Source organism: Acidobacteriota bacterium, assembly GCA_026707545.1.
Taxonomy (GTDB): domain Bacteria; phylum Acidobacteriota; class Thermoanaerobaculia; order Multivoradales; family Multivoraceae; genus Multivorans.
In genome coordinates this window covers 245,477-265,267 of record JAPOWR010000001.1, presented here as the reverse complement: position 1 = coordinate 265,267, position 19,791 = coordinate 245,477, and the positions used below count along the sequence as shown (strand labels likewise).

Annotated in this window: 18 protein-coding genes; 8 read left to right on the top strand and 10 right to left on the bottom strand. The window is 68.8% G+C overall.

The genetic code is table 11. From position 1 onward, the window contains the following. Window positions 1-2: 2 nt before the first annotated feature. A complete protein-coding gene (locus OXG83_01005) occupies window positions 3-1,475 on the bottom strand; it encodes an efflux transporter outer membrane subunit (GenBank protein MCY3963586.1) in 1,473 nt (490 codons plus the stop codon). Between the two features lie 42 nt (window positions 1,476-1,517). Between OXG83_01005 and OXG83_01000 the strand changes: the two genes are divergently transcribed. After that, complete coding sequence (locus OXG83_01000) at window positions 1,518-2,582, top strand: N-acetylmuramoyl-L-alanine amidase (GenBank protein MCY3963585.1); 1,065 nt, start codon at window positions 1,518-1,520, stop codon at window positions 2,580-2,582. Next, complete coding sequence (locus OXG83_00995; protein ID MCY3963584.1) at window positions 2,579-3,613, top strand: rod shape-determining protein; 1,035 nt, start codon at window positions 2,579-2,581, stop codon at window positions 3,611-3,613. The genes OXG83_01000 and OXG83_00995 overlap by 4 nt, the downstream gene beginning before the upstream one ends. Here the strand turns inward: OXG83_00995 and OXG83_00990 are convergent. Beyond that, a complete protein-coding gene (locus OXG83_00990) occupies window positions 3,525-4,361 on the bottom strand; it encodes an HAD family hydrolase (protein MCY3963583.1) in 837 nt (278 codons plus the stop codon). The two genes, OXG83_00995 and OXG83_00990, sit on opposite strands and share 89 nt — an antisense overlap. Before the next feature lie 74 nt (window positions 4,362-4,435). Between OXG83_00990 and OXG83_00985 the strand changes: the two genes are divergently transcribed. Further along, window positions 4,436-5,566, top strand: a complete 1,131-nt coding sequence (locus OXG83_00985; GenBank protein ID MCY3963582.1) for a hypothetical protein — start codon at window positions 4,436-4,438, stop codon at window positions 5,564-5,566. Continuing rightward, the gene (locus OXG83_00980; GenBank protein ID MCY3963581.1) at window positions 5,563-6,228 is read left to right on the top strand and encodes a hypothetical protein; all 666 of its coding nucleotides are present in this window, start codon (window positions 5,563-5,565) and stop codon (window positions 6,226-6,228) included. Before OXG83_00985 ends, OXG83_00980 begins: the two co-directional genes overlap by 4 nt. A gap of 18 nt (window positions 6,229-6,246) precedes the next feature. On the opposite strand, the gene OXG83_00975 is transcribed toward OXG83_00980, so the two are convergent. After that, a complete protein-coding gene (locus tag OXG83_00975; GenBank protein ID MCY3963580.1) occupies window positions 6,247-6,870 on the bottom strand; it encodes a protein-L-isoaspartate(D-aspartate) O-methyltransferase in 624 nt (207 codons plus the stop codon). Window positions 6,871-7,105: 235 nt separating this feature from the next. Between OXG83_00975 and OXG83_00970 the strand changes: the two genes are divergently transcribed. Next, window positions 7,106-8,269 (top strand): MFS transporter, encoded by a 1,164-nt coding sequence (locus OXG83_00970; GenBank protein MCY3963579.1) that lies wholly within the window; start codon window positions 7,106-7,108, stop codon window positions 8,267-8,269. A gap of 15 nt (window positions 8,270-8,284) precedes the next feature. Here the strand turns inward: OXG83_00970 and OXG83_00965 are convergent, their stop codons facing one another. Further along, the gene (locus OXG83_00965; protein ID MCY3963578.1) at window positions 8,285-9,286 is read right to left on the bottom strand and encodes a pyridoxal-phosphate dependent enzyme; all 1,002 of its coding nucleotides are present in this window, start codon (window positions 9,284-9,286) and stop codon (window positions 8,285-8,287) included. 211 nt (window positions 9,287-9,497) lie between these two features. Between OXG83_00965 and OXG83_00960 the strand changes: the two genes are divergently transcribed. Then, window positions 9,498-10,652 carry an ATP-binding protein gene (locus OXG83_00960; GenBank protein MCY3963577.1) on the top strand — a complete coding sequence of 385 codons (1,155 nt, stop codon included), beginning with the start codon at window positions 9,498-9,500 and terminating at the stop codon, window positions 10,650-10,652. 58 nt (window positions 10,653-10,710) lie between these two features. Here OXG83_00960 and OXG83_00955 read toward each other — a convergent pair whose 3' ends face one another. The 6 genes from OXG83_00955 to OXG83_00930 form a co-directional block, all read right to left on the bottom strand. Further along, window positions 10,711-10,911 (bottom strand): hypothetical protein, encoded by a 201-nt coding sequence (locus OXG83_00955; GenBank protein ID MCY3963576.1) that lies wholly within the window; start codon window positions 10,909-10,911, stop codon window positions 10,711-10,713. Window positions 10,912-11,017: 106 nt separating this feature from the next. After that, on the bottom strand, window positions 11,018-11,863 hold the full coding sequence (locus OXG83_00950; GenBank protein ID MCY3963575.1) for an ABC transporter permease: 846 nt from the start codon (window positions 11,861-11,863) through the stop codon (window positions 11,018-11,020). Then, window positions 11,863-13,140: an ABC transporter permease gene (locus tag OXG83_00945; protein MCY3963574.1), complete on the bottom strand. Its 1,278-nt coding sequence runs from the start codon at window positions 13,138-13,140 to the stop codon at window positions 11,863-11,865. The genes OXG83_00950 and OXG83_00945 overlap by 1 nt, the downstream gene beginning before the upstream one ends. A 17-nt stretch (window positions 13,141-13,157) precedes the next feature. Then, window positions 13,158-14,276, bottom strand: coding sequence for an ABC transporter substrate-binding protein (locus tag OXG83_00940; GenBank protein ID MCY3963573.1), 1,119 nt, complete (start codon window positions 14,274-14,276; stop codon window positions 13,158-13,160). Continuing rightward, window positions 14,273-15,391: an ABC transporter substrate-binding protein gene (locus tag OXG83_00935; protein MCY3963572.1), complete on the bottom strand. Its 1,119-nt coding sequence runs from the start codon at window positions 15,389-15,391 to the stop codon at window positions 14,273-14,275. The genes OXG83_00940 and OXG83_00935 overlap by 4 nt, the downstream gene beginning before the upstream one ends. Continuing rightward, a complete protein-coding gene (locus tag OXG83_00930; GenBank protein ID MCY3963571.1) occupies window positions 15,385-16,527 on the bottom strand; it encodes an ABC transporter ATP-binding protein in 1,143 nt (380 codons plus the stop codon). Before OXG83_00930 ends, OXG83_00935 begins: the two co-directional genes overlap by 7 nt. 49 nt (window positions 16,528-16,576) lie before the next feature. Between OXG83_00930 and boxC the strand changes: the two genes are divergently transcribed. After that, window positions 16,577-18,289 (top strand): 2,3-epoxybenzoyl-CoA dihydrolase, encoded by a 1,713-nt coding sequence (boxC, locus tag OXG83_00925; GenBank protein ID MCY3963570.1) that lies wholly within the window; start codon window positions 16,577-16,579, stop codon window positions 18,287-18,289. 16 nt (window positions 18,290-18,305) lie between these two features. Next, window positions 18,306-19,787 carry a benzoyl-CoA 2,3-epoxidase subunit BoxB gene (boxB, locus tag OXG83_00920; GenBank protein ID MCY3963569.1) on the top strand — a complete coding sequence of 494 codons (1,482 nt, stop codon included), beginning with the start codon at window positions 18,306-18,308 and terminating at the stop codon, window positions 19,785-19,787. Window positions 19,788-19,791: the final 4 nt, after the last annotated feature.

The window sequence follows — 19,791 nt, the reverse complement described above, 5'->3', positions numbered from 1 at the left end:
GATCAGCCCCCGCCGGCGGCGGCCAGACCGGCCGCCTCGCGATCGAGGCCACCCCCAAGGGCCAGGATCAGATCCGTCCGCGACTCGAGCTGCTGGCGGCGGGCGGCAAGCAGCTGCCGTTCCGACTCGAACGACGTCCGCTGACTGTCCAGCACCTGCAGATAGCCCACCAGGCCCTGGCGGTACCGGCCCTCGGCCAGCCGTTCCGCCTCCCGGCTCTCGGTCGCCGCGCGCTGCAGCGCTTCGGTCTGCTCCGCCAGCATCCGTTCAGCCGCCAGTCCCGACTCCACCTCCGCGAAGGCCGCCAGCGCCGTTTGCAACCAGTTCGCCTCCGCCGCATCGAGGCCCGCCGTCACCAGGTCCAGGCCGGCACGGAGCCGACCACCCGAGAGCAGCGGCTGGAGTAGCCCGGCAGCGAGGCTCCATACCGAGAAGTCACCGTCCAGCAGATCGCCGAGTTCTCCACTCGAGGTTCCCGAGGAGCCCTCCAGCCGGAAGGTCGGGTACAGCGAACGGCGGGCAGCGCGAATCCGCTGCGACGAAGCGATCGCACGGTACTCCGCCGCTCGCAGGTCGGGTCGTCGCGCCAGCAGGTCCGCCGGCACGCCCGTCGAGGGCAGCCCCGGCAGCGCCGGCAGGCCCGGAGCCGCCTCGATCTCCCCGGCCGGATAGCGCCCCAGCAGAACCTCCATCTGCCGACGCAGGCCGTCGAGCGCCTGCTGCTGCGCCGCCAGCGAGGCCTCCACCGCGGCGATCTGTGCGCGCGCCTGCCGCACCTCGAGCGCGGTCGCGACGCCGCGCCGGTAGCGGGCCACGACCCGGTCGCGCGTGCGTTCGCGGCTCGCCAGCGTCCGCTCCAGAAGTTCCACCTGCTGCACCGCCTCGACGACGCCAAAGTACACCTTGGCGAGCTGGCCGGCGATCGAGAGGCGCGCTCCCTCCAGGTCGGCCTCACCCGCCGCCGCCTCGGCCAGGGACGCGGCCGTCAGCGCACGAAGCCGGCCCCAGAGATCGACCTCCCAGCGCACGTTCAGAGCCAGGCCGTAGGAGGTGAAGGAAAAGCTCCGCACTCCGCCCGGTTCGAAACCCGGGATCGGGATCGGGATCGCCTCGGTCAGACCGCTCTGAGCGGTGTTCTGCCTGCGCCGCGCGGGGTCCAGAGCCGCTTCCAACTCAGGTCGCCGGGCCGCGCCGTCGAGCCTCGCCTGGGCGAAGGCCGTCTCGACGTTCGAGGCGGCCGCGAGCAAGCTCGCGTTGTGCTCCAGTCCTTCGACGATGAACTGCGACAGCAACGGATCGCGGAAGTCAGTCCACCAGTCCGGCGCGACCTGCGACGAGCCGGTTGGCGCCTCCGCTCCGCCCGCCCCGTCGCCGTACCGGGCCGGCGCCGGCGCTTCCAGAATCGGTGGCGTGCTCGCGACGCTGCATCCGAGCCAGAGGATGAGAACGGAAGCCAGCACGAGCGCCCGGAGCATCCGGCCATGCTACTAGCGCTCCGATCGGCTACCGTCTTTCAAGTGACTCCCTCCGAACGCCGCCGCGTCGACCGGCAGCTCCGGCTCGATCTGATCGAAGCGGCCGTGCGCGAGAACGAGGCCGAACTCGGACGGCCGGGCCCGGAGCCCGCACAGCGCCGCGAACCGAGGCGCCGTCCGCCGCGCCGTTTCCCGGCCTGGAGCCTGCTCCTGCTGGTGCCGGTCGCCGCCGCCGCGGGACTTGGCTACCTGGAGCTGAAGGGCCCCGGAACGGACATTCCACCCGATCCGCCGGTGGAAGCGGCGCCGCCCGAATCCGAAGTCCGGTTCACCGAGCCGCCGGAGTCCCTCGACCTCGACGTCTTCCCGCTCCCCATCAGGAAGATCATGCTCGATCCGGGACACGGCGGCTCCGCTTCCGGCGCCGCAGCCGGCGGATTGGCCGAGAAGGATCTCGCGCTCGACATCGCCGGCCGGGTGCGCGAGCTGCTTGCCGATCGCTACCGGGTCGCGATGACCCGCGAGGCGGACATCGATGTCGAACTCGATCGTCGCTCCGATATCGCCAACCAGGCCGAAGCCGATCTGTTCGTCTCGATTCACGTGAACTGGCTGGCCCGGAACCAGACCTGCGGCGTCGAAACCTACTTCCTCGGCCCCACCGACGACCCCGAGCTGACCGCACTCGCCGAACGGGAGAACGCCGAGGCACACGGCTACTCCCTGGCCGACCTGCGCCGGATCCTCGACGGCGTCTATGCGCAGGCCATGCAGGACGAGAGCCGCACTCTCGCCGACGCGGTGCAAGCTGCCCTGGTCGAAGGACTGCGGAAGTCCAATCCGGGGTTAGGGAATCGCGGTGTGAAGTCGGCACCCTTCGTCGTCCTGATCGGCGCCCAGATGCCAGCCATCCTCGCCGAGGTGTCCTGCCTTTCCGATGCCGACGAGATCGAGCGACTTCAGGACGACCTCTACCTCCAGTCGATCGCCGAAGCCCTCGACGCCGGCATCCGCAACTACGCCGACTCGCATCTCCACCCGTTCCGGCCTCCAGCGGGAGATCCGGCGCTAAGCTCCGCGCCGTCGGAGAGCCCGGGGGAGCCGTGAACAGCACCACGTCGAACGAGGAAGTTCTCAAGGTGGGCATCGACCTGGGCACCTCGAGGAGTTCGATCTCGGCCGCGAACGGCCAGCGCCACATGGTGCAGAGCTATGTCGGCTGGCCTCGGGACATGGTGGCGAGGAAGGTGCTTGGGCGCGACGTCCTCGTGGGGGCCGAAGCACTGGAGCACCGCCCCATGCTCAACCTGCGCCGGCCGCTCGAGCGGGGACTGATCAAGGAGGGATCGGTCCAGGACGAGAAGGCCGTCCGCGAACTGGTCAGGCGGCTGCTGGAACTGGCCGCGCCGCCCGGGCAGGGGCCGACGCCGGCGATCCACGCCGTCGTCGGCGTCCCCGCCGAAACCCTAAGGGTCAACCGTCAGAACCTGCGACGCATCCTGACCGGCCAGGTCGCCAGCACGATGGTCGTCTCCGAACCGTTCGCCGTCGCCTACGGTCTCGACGCGCTGGTCCACACGATGGTCATCGACATCGGCGCCGGCACGACCGACTTCTGCGTCCTGATGGGCCGCTTCCCCACCGAGGACGACCAGCGCACCCTGAGCGTCGCCGGCGACGCCGTGGACGACCAACTGCACGGCCTGATCGAAGAGCGCTACGCCGACGCGTCGGTCTCGATCCACATGGTGCGGGCCTGGAAGGAGCGCCACTCCTTCGTCGGCGAGAGCGCCCCGGTCGTGGTCGACGTGCCGGTGCACGGAAAGCCGACTCGGATCGACATCACGGAGCCCATGCGCCGCGCCTGCGAGAGTCTGCTGGAGCCCCTGCGCGAGACGATGCTCGACCTGATCGCCAGGGTCGAGCCCGAGTACCAGAGCCGGATCCGCAACAACGTGATCCTCACCGGCGGCTCCGGACTGATCCGCGGTCTCGGCGCCGAGCTTCAGCACGCCCTCGGCGAACTCGGCGGCGGCCGCGTCCGTGTCGTCAAGGACCCGGTCTTCGTCGGCTCCGACGGCGGCCTGAGCCTGGCCCGGGACGCCGACGAGCAGTACTGGAAACGTCTCGCGGTCTAGGGCCCGGCAACAGAGCCGCCATTTCGGCGAGATCAGCCACCTTGGGACAGTCGACCGGCGGCCAGTCGTCCCACGGGTCGAGCAGAACCGCGTGGAGTCCGGCAGCACGGGCGCCGACGACGTCCGCCGCATAGAGGTCTCCGACGTGGACGGTGCGCTCCGGATCGGCGCCGACCGTCTTGAGGGCCGCCCTGAAGATCCGTGGATCCGGCTTCTCGAAACCGACCACGGAGGAGTCGATCAGCCCGTCGAAGAGCTGGGCAAGGCCGATCGACTCAACGTTCCGCCTCATGCTGCCGTCCGAGTTGCTGACCACGACCATTCGATAGCCGAGCGACCGGATCCGCTCCAGGGCCTCCTTCCTGCCCGGCAGTCGCCGGTTCCAGAGCAGGTCGTTCCGGCCGGGCACAAAGAGGCCCTCGGCAAGCGCGGTGGCCATCTCCTCCAGCTCGACACCATCCGCGCAGCCCGCTGGCAGCCCGGCGAGGATCGCCTGCAGGTAGAAGCGGAAGGCGGAGCCACCCTCCGTCGACCTCCCCTCGGCAAGAGCCGCCGAGAGCGCCGGACGGGCGGCCGCTTCCGCTCGCTCCAACTGGCTCCCGGAGCAGGCCAGGCCCAGATCGGCCGCAACCTCGGCGACCCGGTCGAAGTCCATCGACAGGAACGTGTTGCCCGCGTCGAAGAAGATCGTGTCGAGTTCCCTCCACGGAACCGCTCCCGGTGTGCCCATCGAACCGTAGTGTGTCACCAGGGCGATCGTCTATTCTCGGCATGTCAAGGACCGGAAGCGTGCGCCGCCACGGCGCCAAGCGGAGGACGACCATGAAGAGAACACGCGTGACCCACCGGCTGAGCGCCGCCGTCGCGGCCGCTTTCCTGCTCGGCACAGCGGCTACGGCCCAGGACCCGCCGGAGGGGCTGGACCAGCTCGGCACCGACCTGTTCGCGGAGTTGCTGTTCAACAACCAGGGCACCGACTTCGCGATCGCGTGTTCGGTGTGCCACGCCCTGGGCGAATCGGTGGCCGGCAAGAAGGAGCGCTTCTACGCCGACCACACGCCCACCAGCCTGACCGCGGGGCGCGAGACGACCGACCGCAACGCCCAGACCCTGGCCGGCGTCCACCGGGCCGAAGTGTTCGGCTGGGACGGCGCCAACGACTCGATGGAAGACATGATCCTCGAGAAGCTGATCGGCATTCAGTACGGCTGGAAGCCCGGGGCGCGTGACGAGGCGATCGACAACGCGGCCTACGTGCTGCTCGACGAGGGGCACAACGCGATCTCGGGCGTGCCGTACGTCGAGCAGTTCCAGCAGGTCTACGGTCTGGACCTGGAGTCGCTGGAGCCCTTGGAAGTCGTGGCGGCCGGCGCCCGCGCCCTGGCCGACTACACCAGGACGCTCGACTTCTCGATGACCTCGCGCTGGGACGCGTTCACCGAGCAGAATCGCTTCCGCACGGCGCCGAACGCAGACGAAGACATCATGAACTACGCCGCGGTCATCGAAAGCCGCATCTTCAATCAGGAAGGCCGCAACCTGATCCGGCGGCCGGAAGGGTTCACCGAATCCGCGTACGAGGGCTTCAAGACGTTCTTCCGCGTCTTCGACGTCGAGTCGGTCGGCAGTTGCATCCGTTGCCACGTGCCGCCCACGTTCAGCGACTACTCCCTCCACGGCACCGGCAGCGGGAACTTCAAGACGCCGCCGCTCAGGAACCTGCCGCGTACCGATCCGTACCTTCACGACGGCGGCGCGGCCACTCTGGAGGACGCGCTCCGGCACCACATGGGGCTGGTCGAGGCGGCGCGCGCCGAACAGGAAGGCGTCGATCCGCTGTTCGGCGAAATCCGGATCTCCGAGGCCGACATCGAGCCGCTGGTCCAGTTCCTTCTGATGCTGGACGAAGTGGATCCCGCGGACTTCCGCTACTACCTGATCAACTTCGAGTGAGCGCGGAAGGGCCGGCTGCCCGCGCCGGGCTCCTCCTCGCCGGGCTGCTTCTCACAGCGCCTCTCGGCGCCGAACCGGCGATGGAACGTACGGACGGCCTGCCGCCCGGCCTGCCGGACTGGCTTGGCGCCGTGCTCGATCCGGCCGGCTATCGCGTCGTTCGGGACGAAGGCGAGCCGGTCGAGTTCTGGTTCCCCCCCGCGCTGCCGATGCAGGATCCCTCGGCCGAACTCGGCGTCGAGTACCCCACGCTGCCTCCCGGCGGCCTGGTCGGGATCATGCGCACGACCGGCCCGTGGAGCACGTACAAGGCGCAGATCGTGCCGCCGGGCACCTACACGCTTCGATACGCGGTGCAACCCGCCGACGGCGACCACACCGGGCAGACCTGGTTTCGTGACTTCCTGCTGCTGATCCCGGTGGCGCTCGACAACTTCGACCCGTACGGTGTGCCCGAGCAGGAACCCCTGGTCGAAGCCAGCAACACGATCATCGAGGGCGCCACCCACCCGATGACGATGGCGCTGTTCCAGAACTACGACGGCGCGGAGAGCGCCACCATGTTCTGGAACGACCTCGGCCAGCCGACCCTGGCCGTGCCCCTCGGCGCCGTGACCCTGGGACTCGTCATTGAAGGCCAGGGCGAGGAAGTGCCGCTGTAGGCGCCGCGGCCCTGGCCTCTAGCGATTCCGCGTCAGCGGCACGAAGCGTACCGGGATCACACGCTTTCGCTCCACCTCACCGCCGGCGGTCCTCTCCAGTACCTGGAGTTCCTGGCGTCCGTCTACCGGTCCCACCGGCAGCACGAGCCGCCCCCCGGGCGCCAACTGCTCGATCAGCGGCTGCGGCACATGGTCCGGAGCGGCAGTGACGACGATCGCGTCGAAGGGCGCCTCCTCCGGCCAGCCCGCGTAGCCGTCGCCGATCCGGGTCGTCACGTTCTCGTAGCCCGCGGCCTCGAGAGCCTCGGCCGCCCGCAGCCCCAGTGGTTCGACGATCTCAATCGTGTACACATGGTCCACGATCTCGGCCAGCACCGCTGCCTGATAGCCGGAGCCCGTGCCGATCTCGAGCACCTTGTGGCCGGGATCGGGCGCGGCCAGTTCGGTCATCAGGGCGACGATGTAGGGCTGGGAGATCGTCTGCCGCCAGCCGATGCCGAGCGGCGAGTCACGGTAGGCCCAGGCCCGCACTTCCTCGGGTACGAAGAGGTGGCGCTCAACTTTCTCCATGGCCTCGATCACGCTGGCGTCGTGCACCGGCGGCCGTCCGTCGCGCGGCTCGGCGATCGTGTCGCGCACCATGCGCCGCCGGAGTTCCGCGAAGTCGACCGCCTCCTGCGCCGACGCCGTGCAGTTGGCGAAGCCGAACGTCGCCACCGCGGCAACACCCAGGATGCCGGCCCTCGACCGGCGCCCAAGGCCCGCGTATAGCCTTCGCAGGCTCTTCCCGACACTGCCGCCAACCGAGATCCGCGTCATCGTCTCTCCCGCCATCCCAGCCGTCAGCCTGTGGCGCCGACCGGGCCTCCTAGCGTACATGGGGTCGTGGGCCTGCTCGAGCGCCGGCCTCGCGATGCAACAGCTTCTGCTGGTCTGGCTGCTCGCCGGCGTACTCGCTCTGCCCGCCGACCGGGTCGGGCCGCTGCAGGCGGCAATCGGCCTGCCCGGCGTGATCATCATGCTCTGGGGCGGCGCCAACGCCGACCGCACGGACGCCAGGGCGACCCTGACCCGCGTGTTCGGCGCCGCGGCGCTCGTGCCCTTCGGTCTGGTCCTAGCGCTGGAACTGGGCGAACTCAACGTCTGGACGGTCACCGTCTGGGGCCTCGGCATCAGCGCCGCCCTGTCGTTTTCCAGTCCGGCGCAGCAGGCGGTGCTGAACAGGATCGCGGGGCGCGACCTGCAACGCGGAATCACCGCGGCCACCGCGATCAGCATGTTCACCTTCATGATCGGACTCAGGGTCGCCGGAAAGCTCGACTCCTTCGGTCTACGCCAGGTGCTGCTGGCCCAGAGCCTCTGCCTGGCCGCCGCGGCCCTCTGGATCCGCCGGATCGGATCGCATCCCGCGAACGACGGAGAGCCCGGAGCACCCGCCTGGCGGCGCATCGTCGAGGGTTTCCGGGCCTCCTACCGCCAGCGGGCCGTGTTCGACGCGATGACCGTGAACTTCGTCTCCAGCATCTTCAATGCCGGCGCCTTCTTCACCGTGCTCCCCTTTGTCGTCCTGCGCGTCTATGGCGGCGACGCGGAACTTCTTTCCTGGCTGATGATCCTGTTCTTCGCCGGCGCCGGCGCCTCCAACCTGATCATGCTCCGGTTCATGCCGTTTCAGCAGCCCGGACGCTGGTTCGTCGTGCTGCAACTCTCCCGGATCCTCGTCCTGTTCCTGATCTGGATCGAACCGGCATGGTGGCTGGTCGTCACGGCGAGCGTCGCCTGGGGCCTGAACATGGGCGTCACGACCACTCTCGCCCGCGCTATCGTCCAGGAAGCCGCCGAGCCGCAGACTCGCGGCCGCGTCATGTCCGTCTTCGGTCTCGGCCTGCTCGGCGCCCCGCTGATCGGCGCCGTCATCCTCGGCTGGATCGTCGAGGAGTACGGCGCCCTGGCCGGCCTGGTCCCCGGTATGGCGGCGTCCGTGCTGCTGTTTGTCTACAGCATGGCCGCCACGGGGCTGTGGCGGTACCGGTCTTCCTGACGGCCTGGGCGCCGATCAGGACCCAAGTCGCCCCCCGCCGAGCTCGCAGTACCGATCGTACGTCTCCCGGTCGATGTTCGACCCGCAGAGGATCAGCCCCACACGCGCGCCCGAGAGTTCCCCGGCGAGACCAGGCAGGGAAGCGGTGGTGGCGGCACAGGCTGGCTCCACGGCGAGTTTCAGTTCCCGGAAGATGAGCCCCATGGCTTGAGCCAACTCGCGGTCGGTGACCACGGCGAGCCGATCCACGTTGTTCCTGCAGAGCGTGAAGGGCAGCCGTTCGGTCATGGGCGGCGCCAGACTGTCCGCGATGGTGTCCACGCCTTCGAGGCGCTCCGGTCTGCCGGACCTGAAGCTCCTGTGCATGGCGTCGGCACCGGCGGGTTCCACGCCGACGACGAGGCAATCCGGGTTCAATCGCTTCGTGATCGCCGAGACGCCCCCGGCCAGACCGCCGCCGCCGATAGCGACGATGAGCACGTCGAGGTCTCCAAGCTGCCGATGCATCTCAAGACCGAGCGTCGCCGCGCCGAGGGCCGTCGCCACACCGTCGAACGGATGGACTATCGCCCGGCCCTCCGCGGCCGCGATACCTGCCACCATCTCGAATCCGCTGGGGCCATCCTCGGCCATCAGGATCTCGGCGCCAAGCGCTTTGGCCAACTCGACGCGCGCCGGATTGGCCGATCGCTGCATGACGACCTTCGCGCTGGTCCCCGCCGCCTTCGCCGCATACGCCACGGCGATCGCGTGATTGCCCGCGCTCATGGCCGTCACGCCGGCCCGCAGTTGTTCGGCGCTCAATCGCAGGACGTTCGACAGCGCCCCCCGCGCCTTGAACGTGCCGGAGCGCTGAAAGAGCTCCAGCTTGGCGTGGACCCGGCTGCTCCCCGGCAGGATCGCCCGCATCTCGGGGCCCGACCATTCGACGACCGGCGTTTCGACAATGTGAGGAGCGATCAGCGCGACCGTTTCTTCGACTGCCTCCAGCGTGATGCCATGGTCGTCGTCGCTCACCACCCTGGACTCTACCGACGGGAACAGGCAAGCCGGACAATCCAGGTGGCCCCGCGGGCCGGATGCGGGCACAGGTCCGAGATCCCTGAGTTCCGCCCTCGAAATCCCGGAGTCCGACCCCTGAAATCTCGGAGTTCACAGACGGAAATCTCGGAGTATGGACATTGAAATCTCGGAGTCCAGGGCAAATCCCGGCTACAATGCCAGCCCGATGATCGAACGTCGCCGTTACCTCGACCGCATCGCTGCCGCCATCGGGCGGGCGCCCGTGACTTCGCTCCTCGGCCCTCGCCAGTGCGGCAAGACGACGCTGGCCCGCGAGTTCGCGTCCACGCGGGAGTCGACCCGGTTCGATCTGGGATCCGAAGCGGACGTGCGCCAGCTCGCCAACCCGGAGCTCGTCCTGGGCGAGTTGCGGGGGCTCGTCGTCCTAGACGAGATTCAGATTCTGCCGGGGCTGTTCAACGTTCTTCGCGTCCTGGTCGATCGACCGGACGCGGACACGCGCTTCCTCATCCTCGGCAGCGCCTCTCCAACGATCGTGCGCGGCGTCTCGCAGTCCCTGGCGGGCCGCGTCGAGTTCATCGACATGGGTGGCTTCGATCTGGAGGAAACCGGCGCAACCGACATGAGGAAGCTGTGGCGACGCGGCGGCTTTCCGCGTTCCTGGCTCGCGGACTCGGAGGCCGAGAGCGTCGCCTGGCGCCGCGGTTTCATCCGCACGTTCCTCGAGCGCGACCTGCCTCAGCTTGGCGTCCCCGTGCCGGCGGTCGCCATGCGGCGCTTCTGGAGCACGCTGGCCCACCACCACGGTCAGACTGCGAACGCGGCGAGTCTAGGCCGGTCGATCGGCGTCTCGGACAAGACCGCCCGCCGCTACCTGGACCTTCTGACCGGCGCCTGGATGGTCCGCCAGGTTCAACCCTGGTTCGAGAACCTCGGCAAGCGTCAGGTCAAGGCGCCCAAGGTCTATGTCCGCGACACAGGGCTCCTCCACTCCCTGCTGGGCATCGACAACGACCAGGAACTCCTCGGCCATCGGCGCGTCGGCGCGTCCTGGGAGGGCTTCGCGATGGAGCAGATCCTGAGCGCCCTGGGCCAGCCGACCCCCTGGTTCTGGTCCGCGCACGGGCTGGGGGAGATCGACCTTCTGCTCCTCCTGCGAGGCCGCCGGATCGGTTTCGAGATGAAGTTCAGCGAAGCGCCCCGGGTCCGCGCCAAGACCCGTGAGATCGCCAGCGCCCTCGATCTCGACCACCTCTTCGTCGTCTGCCCGACCAGACAGGCCTACCCGGCGGCGTCCGACATCACCGTCCTGCCCGCGAACGCGATTCCGTCGTTGCCGGAGCGCATCGAGGGGTTGTAGGACTGCAGGCAATAGTCCAGGCGAGGGGTCTCGGCTTCGACGCCGCCGACGACGCCGATCAGTCGTCGCCGGTCAGCGGCGGGACATGCACCTCAAGCACCGACCTCGTCGCGACCGAGCCGGCAGCCGCCTCCCCCGCTACCAGGACCATGAAGTAGCAGACGGAGAAGAGCGTGAAGACGCCGGCAGCCAACACGACGACTCGGGCGAACGCCAGGGGGCGTGCCGCCGAGCGGTCCGCCAGCCGCCGTCTCAACACCGCCCCCAAAGGGCGGTCCAGTTGAATCCGGCCACTGACGAACCCATGCCCGCGTCCCTGGTCATCGATTCTCTTCCGAGGAACCAGGGATCGCCGGATCTTCACTTCAACCGGCCCTCTGCTCCCCGGACGCTCCCCTTCGCCGCAGCCACTCCACCGTGCTCAGCGCCAGCAACGCGAAGACGATCAGGAAGGTGGCCACTGCCAGGATCGTCGGACTGATCTCCTCGCGGATGCCGGACCACATCTGGCGCGGCAGGGTGCGCTGTTCGAGGCCGCCCATGAACAGGACGATGACGAGCTCGTCGAAGGACGCCGCGAAGGCGAACAGGGAACCCGAGATGACGCCGGGCAGGATGAGCGGCAGTTGCACCCGGCGGAAGGCGACGAGGGGGTTCGCGCCCAGGTTGGCGGCAGCGCGCATCACGGTCCAGTCGAAGCCGGCCAGCGTCGCGCTCACCGTGATGACGACGAAAGGCGCGCCGAACACGGCGTGCGCGAGGATGATCCCGACGTGGGTCTGCGCCAGGCCGAGGTTCGAGTAGAAGAAGAACATGCCGACGCCGGCGATGATCACCGGCGTGATCATCGGCGAGATGAGGAGCGCCGTGACGATCTTGCGGCCCGGCATCGCCGGGTGGGCCAGGCCCAGCGCCGCGGCGGCACCGAGCACGGTGGCGACGACGGTCGCCGAGATGCCGATGATCAGGCTGTTGGCGAGCGGCCGCGTCCACTCGTCGCCGTCGAGGATGCTGCGGTACCAGCGGAGCGAGTAGGCCTCCGGGTCGAACCGAAGCATGCCTTCCGTGAACGTGAAGTAGGGCTCGGCGTTGAAGCTGAGCGGCACCAGGACCAGGATCGGCGCGATCAGGAAGATGAACGCGGCGACGCAGAACGCCACGTAGCCCCAGCGGGCGACCCGGTAGCCGGGGCTGAGCGCGCCGCCAACCATCACCCGAGGCCGATCCGGTCGATGCCGACCAGGCGGTCGTACACGACGTAGAGCAGGGTCACGCCGCCCAGCAGCAGTGCCGCCAGCGCCGCCGCCAGACCCCAGTTGAGCGAGGTCTGGACGTGGTAGGCGATCATGTTCGAGATCAACTGGCCGCTCTGGCCGCCGACCAGGGCCGGGGTGATGTAGTAGCCGATCGCGAGGATGAAGGTGAGGAGGCAGCCGGCGCCGACGCCGGGCAGCGTCTGCGGCCAGTAGACCCGTCGCAGCGCCTGGAACGGCGTCGCCCCGAGCGACACGGCCGCGTTCATGTAGGCGGGCGGGATGGCCCGCATCACGGAGTAGAGCGGCAGCACGAGGAACGGAAGCAGCACGTGGGTCATCGCCACGAAGGTGCCCGTCATGTTGTAGATCATCGCGATCCGGCCGTCGTCGCCGATCAGTCCGATCGCGACCAGGAAGTCGTTCACGATGCCCTGGTTCTGGAGCAGGACGATCCACGAAGTGGTCCGCACGAGCAGCGAGGTCCAGAACGGCAGCAGGACGAGTAGCAGCAGGACGTTGGCGCGCTTCGGCGGCGAGTTGGCGATCATGTGCGCCACCGGATAGCCGATGACCAGACACAGCAGGGTGACGCCCAAGCTGACCAGGAACGTCCGCCAGAACAGCGGCACGTAGATCCGCCACACCTCCGGTGCGCGAACGTAGCCGCCGTCAGGACCACGCTCGAAGTCGAGGGCCTTGAGGTAGTGGCGCGCCGTGAACCGCTGGCCGGCGGCCTCAAGCGCGCGCCACGGCTCCGGACCGCCCCAGCGGGAGTCGATGGCGATCATCGTGTCCCGCCAGAAAGCGCCGTCCGTCACCGCGCCGGCGGCTGCGGCGGCCGTCTGGGCCTCGACCATCTCCCGCGAGCTGCCCATGATCACGCTGCGCATGCCGCTCGCGACCCGGTTGACGCGGTTCGCCGTCCGTCCGAGGTTGCGCTCCGTCCGCGCCGCGACGAACTCGCGGGCGACTGCCGCGAACGCCTCGTCGGACGGGGTGCCCTGACCGTCCCAGTCGCGCAACGCGGCCATCGTCTCGGGCAGCGCGTCGGCGACCTCGGGATCATGGAAGCTCTTCGTCAGCAGGCTGAGCATGGGGCCGAGGAACGTCACGCTAACGAACGCGACGAGCGGCAGGGCGAGACCGGCTGCCCGCAGCCGAGGCCCGAGCGCCCGGCGCCATAGCGGCCGGGCAGGCGGCTGCCTGCCGCTTGGAGATTCCTGGGACGTCACGGCTCGAGCCCTCAACCTCAGCGCGCCAGCCAGGCGGTGAAGCGCTCCAGCATCTCGTCGCCGTGGTCCGCCCACCATTGCCAGTCGGTCATCAGATAGTTCTGCATGTTCGCCGGGTTCGTCGGCATGTGCGGCCACATTTCGGTTCCCGTTTCGAAGTGCCGGTCGATCAGCGTCTCCGCCGAGTAGCGCGCCGGACTGTAGGCGATGTAGCGGCCGACTCCCGCCATCGACTCGGCACGGGCCGCATGCTGGACGAAGCGCATCGCATCGTCGAGCCGTGGCGTACCCGCGACGATCGCAAGCTGGCCGCGGTTCAGGACCTGGCCGTCCCACACGATGACGAAGGGCTGCCCCTCCAGTACCTGGGCATTGAAGATGCGACCGTTCGCGGCCATCGTCATCAGCACCTCACCGTCCGCCAGCAACTGCGGCGCCTGGGCGGACGTGTCCCACCACACGACCTCGTCCTTGATCGTGTCCAGCTTCCGGAACACCCGCTCGAGACCCTCGGGCGTACTCAGCACGTCGTACAGACGGTCCTTCGGAACCCCGTCCGCCATCAGCGCCATCTCCAGAATCGCCTCCGGCGACCGCCTCACGCCACGCCGCCCGGGAAACCGTTCCAGGTCGAAGAAGTCGGCGAGCCGGGTCGGAGGCGGTCCCGTCAGAACCTCCCGGTTGTACGCGAAGATCGAGGAGAACAGCAGGTTGCCCACGCCGCACTCCGTGTTCATCTCGGGCAGAAAGTCATCCTCCGGCAGCTCGCCGCCCGGACCCGCCGGTAGGATCGAGGGATCGATCAACTCCAGGACGCCTTCGTCGCAACCGCTGACCGTCTCGGCCACGGAGAGATCGACGACATCCCAGTGGACCGCACCCGCTTCCACCTGCGCCCGGACCTGGGCCAGTCCACCCTGGAAGTCGGCGAGGTCGACGCGAACGCCGGTCGCTTCCGTGAAGGACTGGTGGTATCCCCTCACGACTGCGCGGGCGTAGGAGCCTCCGTAGGAAACGGCAGTGATCGAGCGCTCGCCCGCCTCGCTGCCCGGCGCCGAGCCCGGAGGCGGGTCCGCGGCCAGCCGGCAGCCGGCGACCAGGACAACGCTCAGGACGACTGCGACCGAACTCTTCATCGCGCCAGCCAGGCGGCGAACCGCTCCTGCATCTCGTCCCTGTGGTCGGCCCACCACTCCCAGTCGGCCATCAGGAAGTTCTTCATGTTCGCGGGGTTGGTCGGCATGTGCGGCCACATGTCCACGCCCGTCTCCGCGTGGCGGTCGATCAGCGCCTGGCCGGAACGGCGTGCGGGGCTGTAGGCGATGTACCTCCCGACGCCCGCCATCGACTCGGAGCGAGCGGCATGGCGCATGAACCGCAGGGCACCCTCGAGGTGCGGAGTGCCGGCCACGACCACGAGCTGGCCCCGGTCCATGATCTGCCCGTCCCAGACGATGACGAACGGCTGGTCCTCAAGGACCTGGGCGTTGAAGATCCGTCCGTTCCAGGCGGTGCTCATCATGACCTCGCCGTCGGCGAGGAGCTGCGGCGGCTGCGCGCCGGCCTCCCACCACACGACCTCGTCCTTGATCGTGTCCAGCTTCCGGAACGCGCGATCGAGGCCCTCCGGCGTGCCGAGCAACTCGTAGATCCGTTCCTTCGGCACGCCGTCGGCCATCAGAGCGAACTCCAGGTTCGCCTCCGGCTTCCGCTGCATGCCCCGGCGCCCGGGGAAGCGCACCAGGTCGAAGAAGTCGGCGAGCGTGCTCGGCGCGGGACCCGGCAGGGTCTCCGGGTTGTAGGCGTAGATCGTGGAGTAGAGCAGCGTGCCCACGCCGCACTCCGTGTTCGTCTCGGGCAGGAAGTCGTCCGCCGCCGCCTCGCCGTTCGGACCCGGAGGCAGCAGTTCGGGACCGATCAGCTCCAGGACGCCCTCGTCGCAACCGGTCACGGTATCGGCGACGCCCAGATCGACGACATCCCAGTGGACGGCGCCGGCCTCGACCTGGGCGCGGATCTGGGCGAGGCCGCCGTTGAAGTCCTCCAGGTTCACCTGGATGCCGGTCTCGGCGGTGAAGGACTCGTGGTAGCCGAGAACGCAGGCGCGGGCGTAGGAACCGCCGTAGGAGACGACGGTGATCGATTCTTCGTTCGCCTCGGGGCCCGGAGAGCGGGGCTCCGTCCCATCTCCCGCGTGCGGCGCGCAGCCGGCCAGCACCGCGGCGACCGCGACGGCGGCCGCCCTCACCACTCTTCTTCGCCTTCCGCCAGCTTCTCGGGCACCAGCGCCCGGCAGTCGAGCGCCGCCCAGCCGACCCGCACCGTGTCGCCCGGCAGCACCGCGCCGTGCCCGACGACGTTCGGGATCTTCGCGATGAAGTCGGAGGCGCCGCCGATCGTCATGTGAAGGCGCAGATGGTCGCCGAGGAAGATCATGTCGTCGATCCGCGTCTCGACTTCGTTCCGGTAGCGGCCGTCCGGCGGCGTCACCGCGACGCGCTCGGGCCGGATGACGACCGTGGTTCGAGCGCCCGGCGGGCACAGACCCAGGCTCATCGCGCGGATCGTCTGGCCGCCGATGTCGACTTCGCAGACGCCGTCCTCCTCGCTGACCACGACGCCGTCGAGCCGATTGTTCTCGCCGATGAACCGGGCCACGAAGGCCTTCTCCGGTTCCTCGTAGAGGACCTCCGGCGACGCCGCCTGCTCGATCACGCCGTTGTGGAACACGGCCACCCGGTCGGAGAGCGTCATCGCCTCCTGCTGATCGTGGGTGACATAGACGACCGTCACCCCCAGACTGGAGTGGATACGCCTGATCTCGTACTGCATCTCCTCGCGCAAGCGGCGGTCGAGCGCGCCCAGCGGTTCGTCCATCAGGACGATCTCGGGTTCGAACACCAGTGCACGCGCGATCGCCACGCGCTGCTGCTGACCGCCCGAGAGCTGCGCCGGCCGCCGGTCCTCGAGCCCCTCGAGTTGCACCAGGCTGAGCGCCCGATTGACCCGTTCCCGCCGCACGGCCGGCTCGACGCCGCGGACCTCGAGCGGGAAGGCCAGATTGCCGCCAACCGTCATGTGGGGGAACAGGGCGTAGTTCTGGAACACCATGCCGATCCCGCGCTTGTGCGGCGGCAGATCCTGGATTGGCCGGCCCGCGATCCGGATCGTTCCGGCGGTCGGCGCCTCGAAACCGGCGAGCATCATCAGGCAGGTCGTCTTGCCCGAGCCGGAGGGCCCCAGCAGGGTCAGGAACTCGCCCCGCTCCACCGCGAGATCGAGCCCTCGCACGACCAGGTTCTCGCCGTCGTAGCTCTTGTCGACGCCCTCGAATTCGACGTGCGGCACGCCGCTCTCGCCGCGATCGTCAGGGGCCGGGACGCTCACGAGCCGTGACTATACTCACGAACCGCCACTGCGCTCCCCTACCAACCAGATGTCCAACCAGGCCACCGCGGACGGACCCTCCGGCCACCAGGCCGGCGGAACCGTCGCGGAGAAGCCGCTCGACTTCCGCACTCATCCCGACCGCTACCGGCACTGGCATCTCAGGATCGAGCCGCCGCTCGCCTTCCTGACCCTGGAGGTCGACGAGCAGGCGGGGCTCCGGCCCGGCTACCAGCTCAAGCAGAACTCCTACGACCTGGGCGTCGACTTCGAGCTCTACGACGCCACCCAGCGGCTGCGCTTCGAGCACCCGGAAGTCCACGCCGTAGTGCTGCGCTCCGACCGCGACCGGATCTTCTGCGCCGGCGCCAACATCGGCATGCTCGGCTCCTCCTCCCACCAGTTGAAGGTGAACTTCTGCAAGTTCACGAACGAGACCCGCCTGGCGATCGAGGACGCCTGTCAGCACTCGGGCCAGCGTTACGTTTGCGCGGTTCGCGGCACGGCGGCAGGCGGCGGTTACGAGCTGGCGCTCGCCTGCGACCGCATCCTGCTAGCCGACGACGGCAGTTCGGCCGTCTCGCTCCCTGAAGTGCCGCTCCTGGGAGTGCTTCCCGGCACCGGCGGACTGACACGACTCCTCGACAAGCGCCGCGTCCGCCGCGACCGGGCCGACCTGTTCTGCACCCTGGAAGAGGGCGTGAAGGGCCGGCGCGCGGTGGACTGGAACCTGGTCGACGAACTGCTGCCGCGATCCTCCTTCGACGACGGCGCGAAGACGCGGGCGCTGGAACTCGCCGGCTCTAGCGACCGTCCTGCCGCAACCGGAGGCGCGGACTGGCTCGAGGTCGAACCGAAGCTGGAAGCGGACTCGATCGTCTACACAGCGCTCCGCATCGACTTCGACCGCGCGCTCGGCGCCGCCCGTCTGACCGTGCTCGGCCCGACCGAACCGCCGCCGGCGGACGCGTCGCAAGCACTGGCAGGGAGTGCGGCCTTCTGGCCCCTCGTCCTGGCTCGGGAACTCGACGACGCCCTGCTCCACCTGCGCCTGAACGAGACCCGGATCGGGCAGCTCGTCATCGAGTCCGAAGGCAACCTGGGCGCGGTAGCCGCGTTCGACCCGTTCCTCCACCGCGAACGCGAACACTGGTTCGTGCGTGAGGTGCTGCTGTACTGGAAGCGGGTGCTCAAGCGACTCGACCTGACCGCGCGTAGCGTGTTCACGCTGATCGCGCCGGGGAGCTGCTTCGCCGGCCTGCTGCTCGAACTCGCGCTGGCCTCGGACCGCGCCTACATGTTCGAGGGTGAGAGCGAGGACGGCGAGAGGGCGCCCTACATCGAGCTGGGCGAACTGAACTTCGGGGCCTTCCCGACGCCCAACGGACTTAGCCGGATCGAGACCCGGTTCCTCGGCCGGGAGGACGCGATCGACTCCCTCCGTGCACTCATCGGCACACGTCTGGAAGCCGCCGAAGCCGCGGAGGCCGGCTTGGTCACCGAGATCCTTGAAGACCTCGACTGGGACGACGAAGTCCGCATCGCGCTCGAGGAACGGGCGAGCTTCTCGCCCGACGCGCTGACCGCGATGGAGGCCAACCTCCGCTTCCCCGGTCCCGAAACCCTCGAGAGCAAGATCTTCGGGCGCCTCAGCGCCTGGCAGAACTGGATCTTCCAGCGGCCCAACGCGGTGGGCGAAGAGGGCGCGCTCCGCCTCTACGGCACCGGCCGCCGACCCCGTTTCGACCGCGAACGCATCTGACGGAGCAACTCGACTTATGACGACGCTTGACAGCACCGTCGACTACGACGTCCTGATTCCGAACAACGTCGCTCTGGCGTCGGACGCCCGGGTCCGCCGCGGCCTGGAACGCTGGCATCCCGGCTACATCGACTGGTGGATGGACATGGGCCCCGACGGCTTCCAGACCTCCGACGTCTACCTCCGCACCGCGGTGCGGGTCGAATCGAAGGGCGCGGACAAGTGGGCCGTGTTCGACTACGTGAAGATGCCCGACTACCGCTGGGGCATCCTGCTCGCGCCCCAGGCCGAGGACCGGACGATCCCGTTCGGCCGCCACGTCGGCGAGCCGGCGTGGCAGGAGGTGCCGGGCGAGTACCGCGCGATGCTCCGGCGCCTGATCGTGATCCAGGGCGACACCGAGCCGGCTTCGGTCGAGCAGCAGCGCTTTCTGGGCAAGACGGCGCCCTCGCTCTACGACATGCGCAACCTGTTTCAGGTGAACGTCGAAGAAGGGCGGCACTTGTGGGCCATGGTGTACCTGCTCCAGAAGTACTTCGGCCGCGACGGGCGGGAAGAGGCCGGTGAGCTGCTGCGCCGCCGTTCCGGCTCCGACGACGCCCCGCGCATGCTCGGCGCCTTCAACGAGGAGACACCGGACTGGCTCTCCTTCTTCCTGTTCACGTTCTTCACCGATCGCGACGGCAAGATGCAGCTCGAATCGCTGGCCCAGTCCGGCTTCGACCCGCTGTCCCGCACCTGCCGCTTCATGCTGACCGAGGAGGCGTTCCACATGTTCGTCGGCGAGAGCGGCGTCACCCGCATCGTCCAGCGCACCTGCGAAGCGATGCGGGAAGCCGGGCTCGATGACCCGACCGACATCGAAGCGGTGCGGGCGCTCGGCGTGATCGACCTGCCGACGATCCAGAAGAAGGTGAACCTTCACTACTCGCTCACCCTCGACCTGTTCGGTTCCGAGCTGTCGACGAACTCCGCCAACTTCTTCAACGCCGGGCTGAAGGGGCGCTTCCGCGAACATCGGCTGGAGGACGACCACCGCCTGCTCGACGACACCTACGGGATCCCGGAACCCGCGAAGGGCGCCGCCGGGGTGAATGGAGGCTGGCAGATCGTCCAGCATCCGGCTCTGAACGCCCTGAACGCACGCCTGCGCGACGACTTCACCGCCGACTGCAACCTCGGTGTCGGTCGCTGGAACAAGGCGATCAGCCAGACCGGATTCGACTTCGCGATCACCCTGCCCCACGTGGCCTTCCACCGGCAGATCGGTGTCTACCGGGATCTGCACGCCACGCCGGCGGGCGAACTCATCTCCGAAGACGCCTGGACCGCACAACGCGGCGAGTGGCTGCCGGACGACTCCGACCGCGCGTTCATCGAGTCGCTGATGAAGCCGGAGTTCCGGCCGGGCCACTACGCTTCCTGGATCGCCGAACCGAGGATCCGGATCAACCACAAGCCAGGCGACTTCGAGTGGGTCAAGCTCGCCGAGGCGTAGGAGT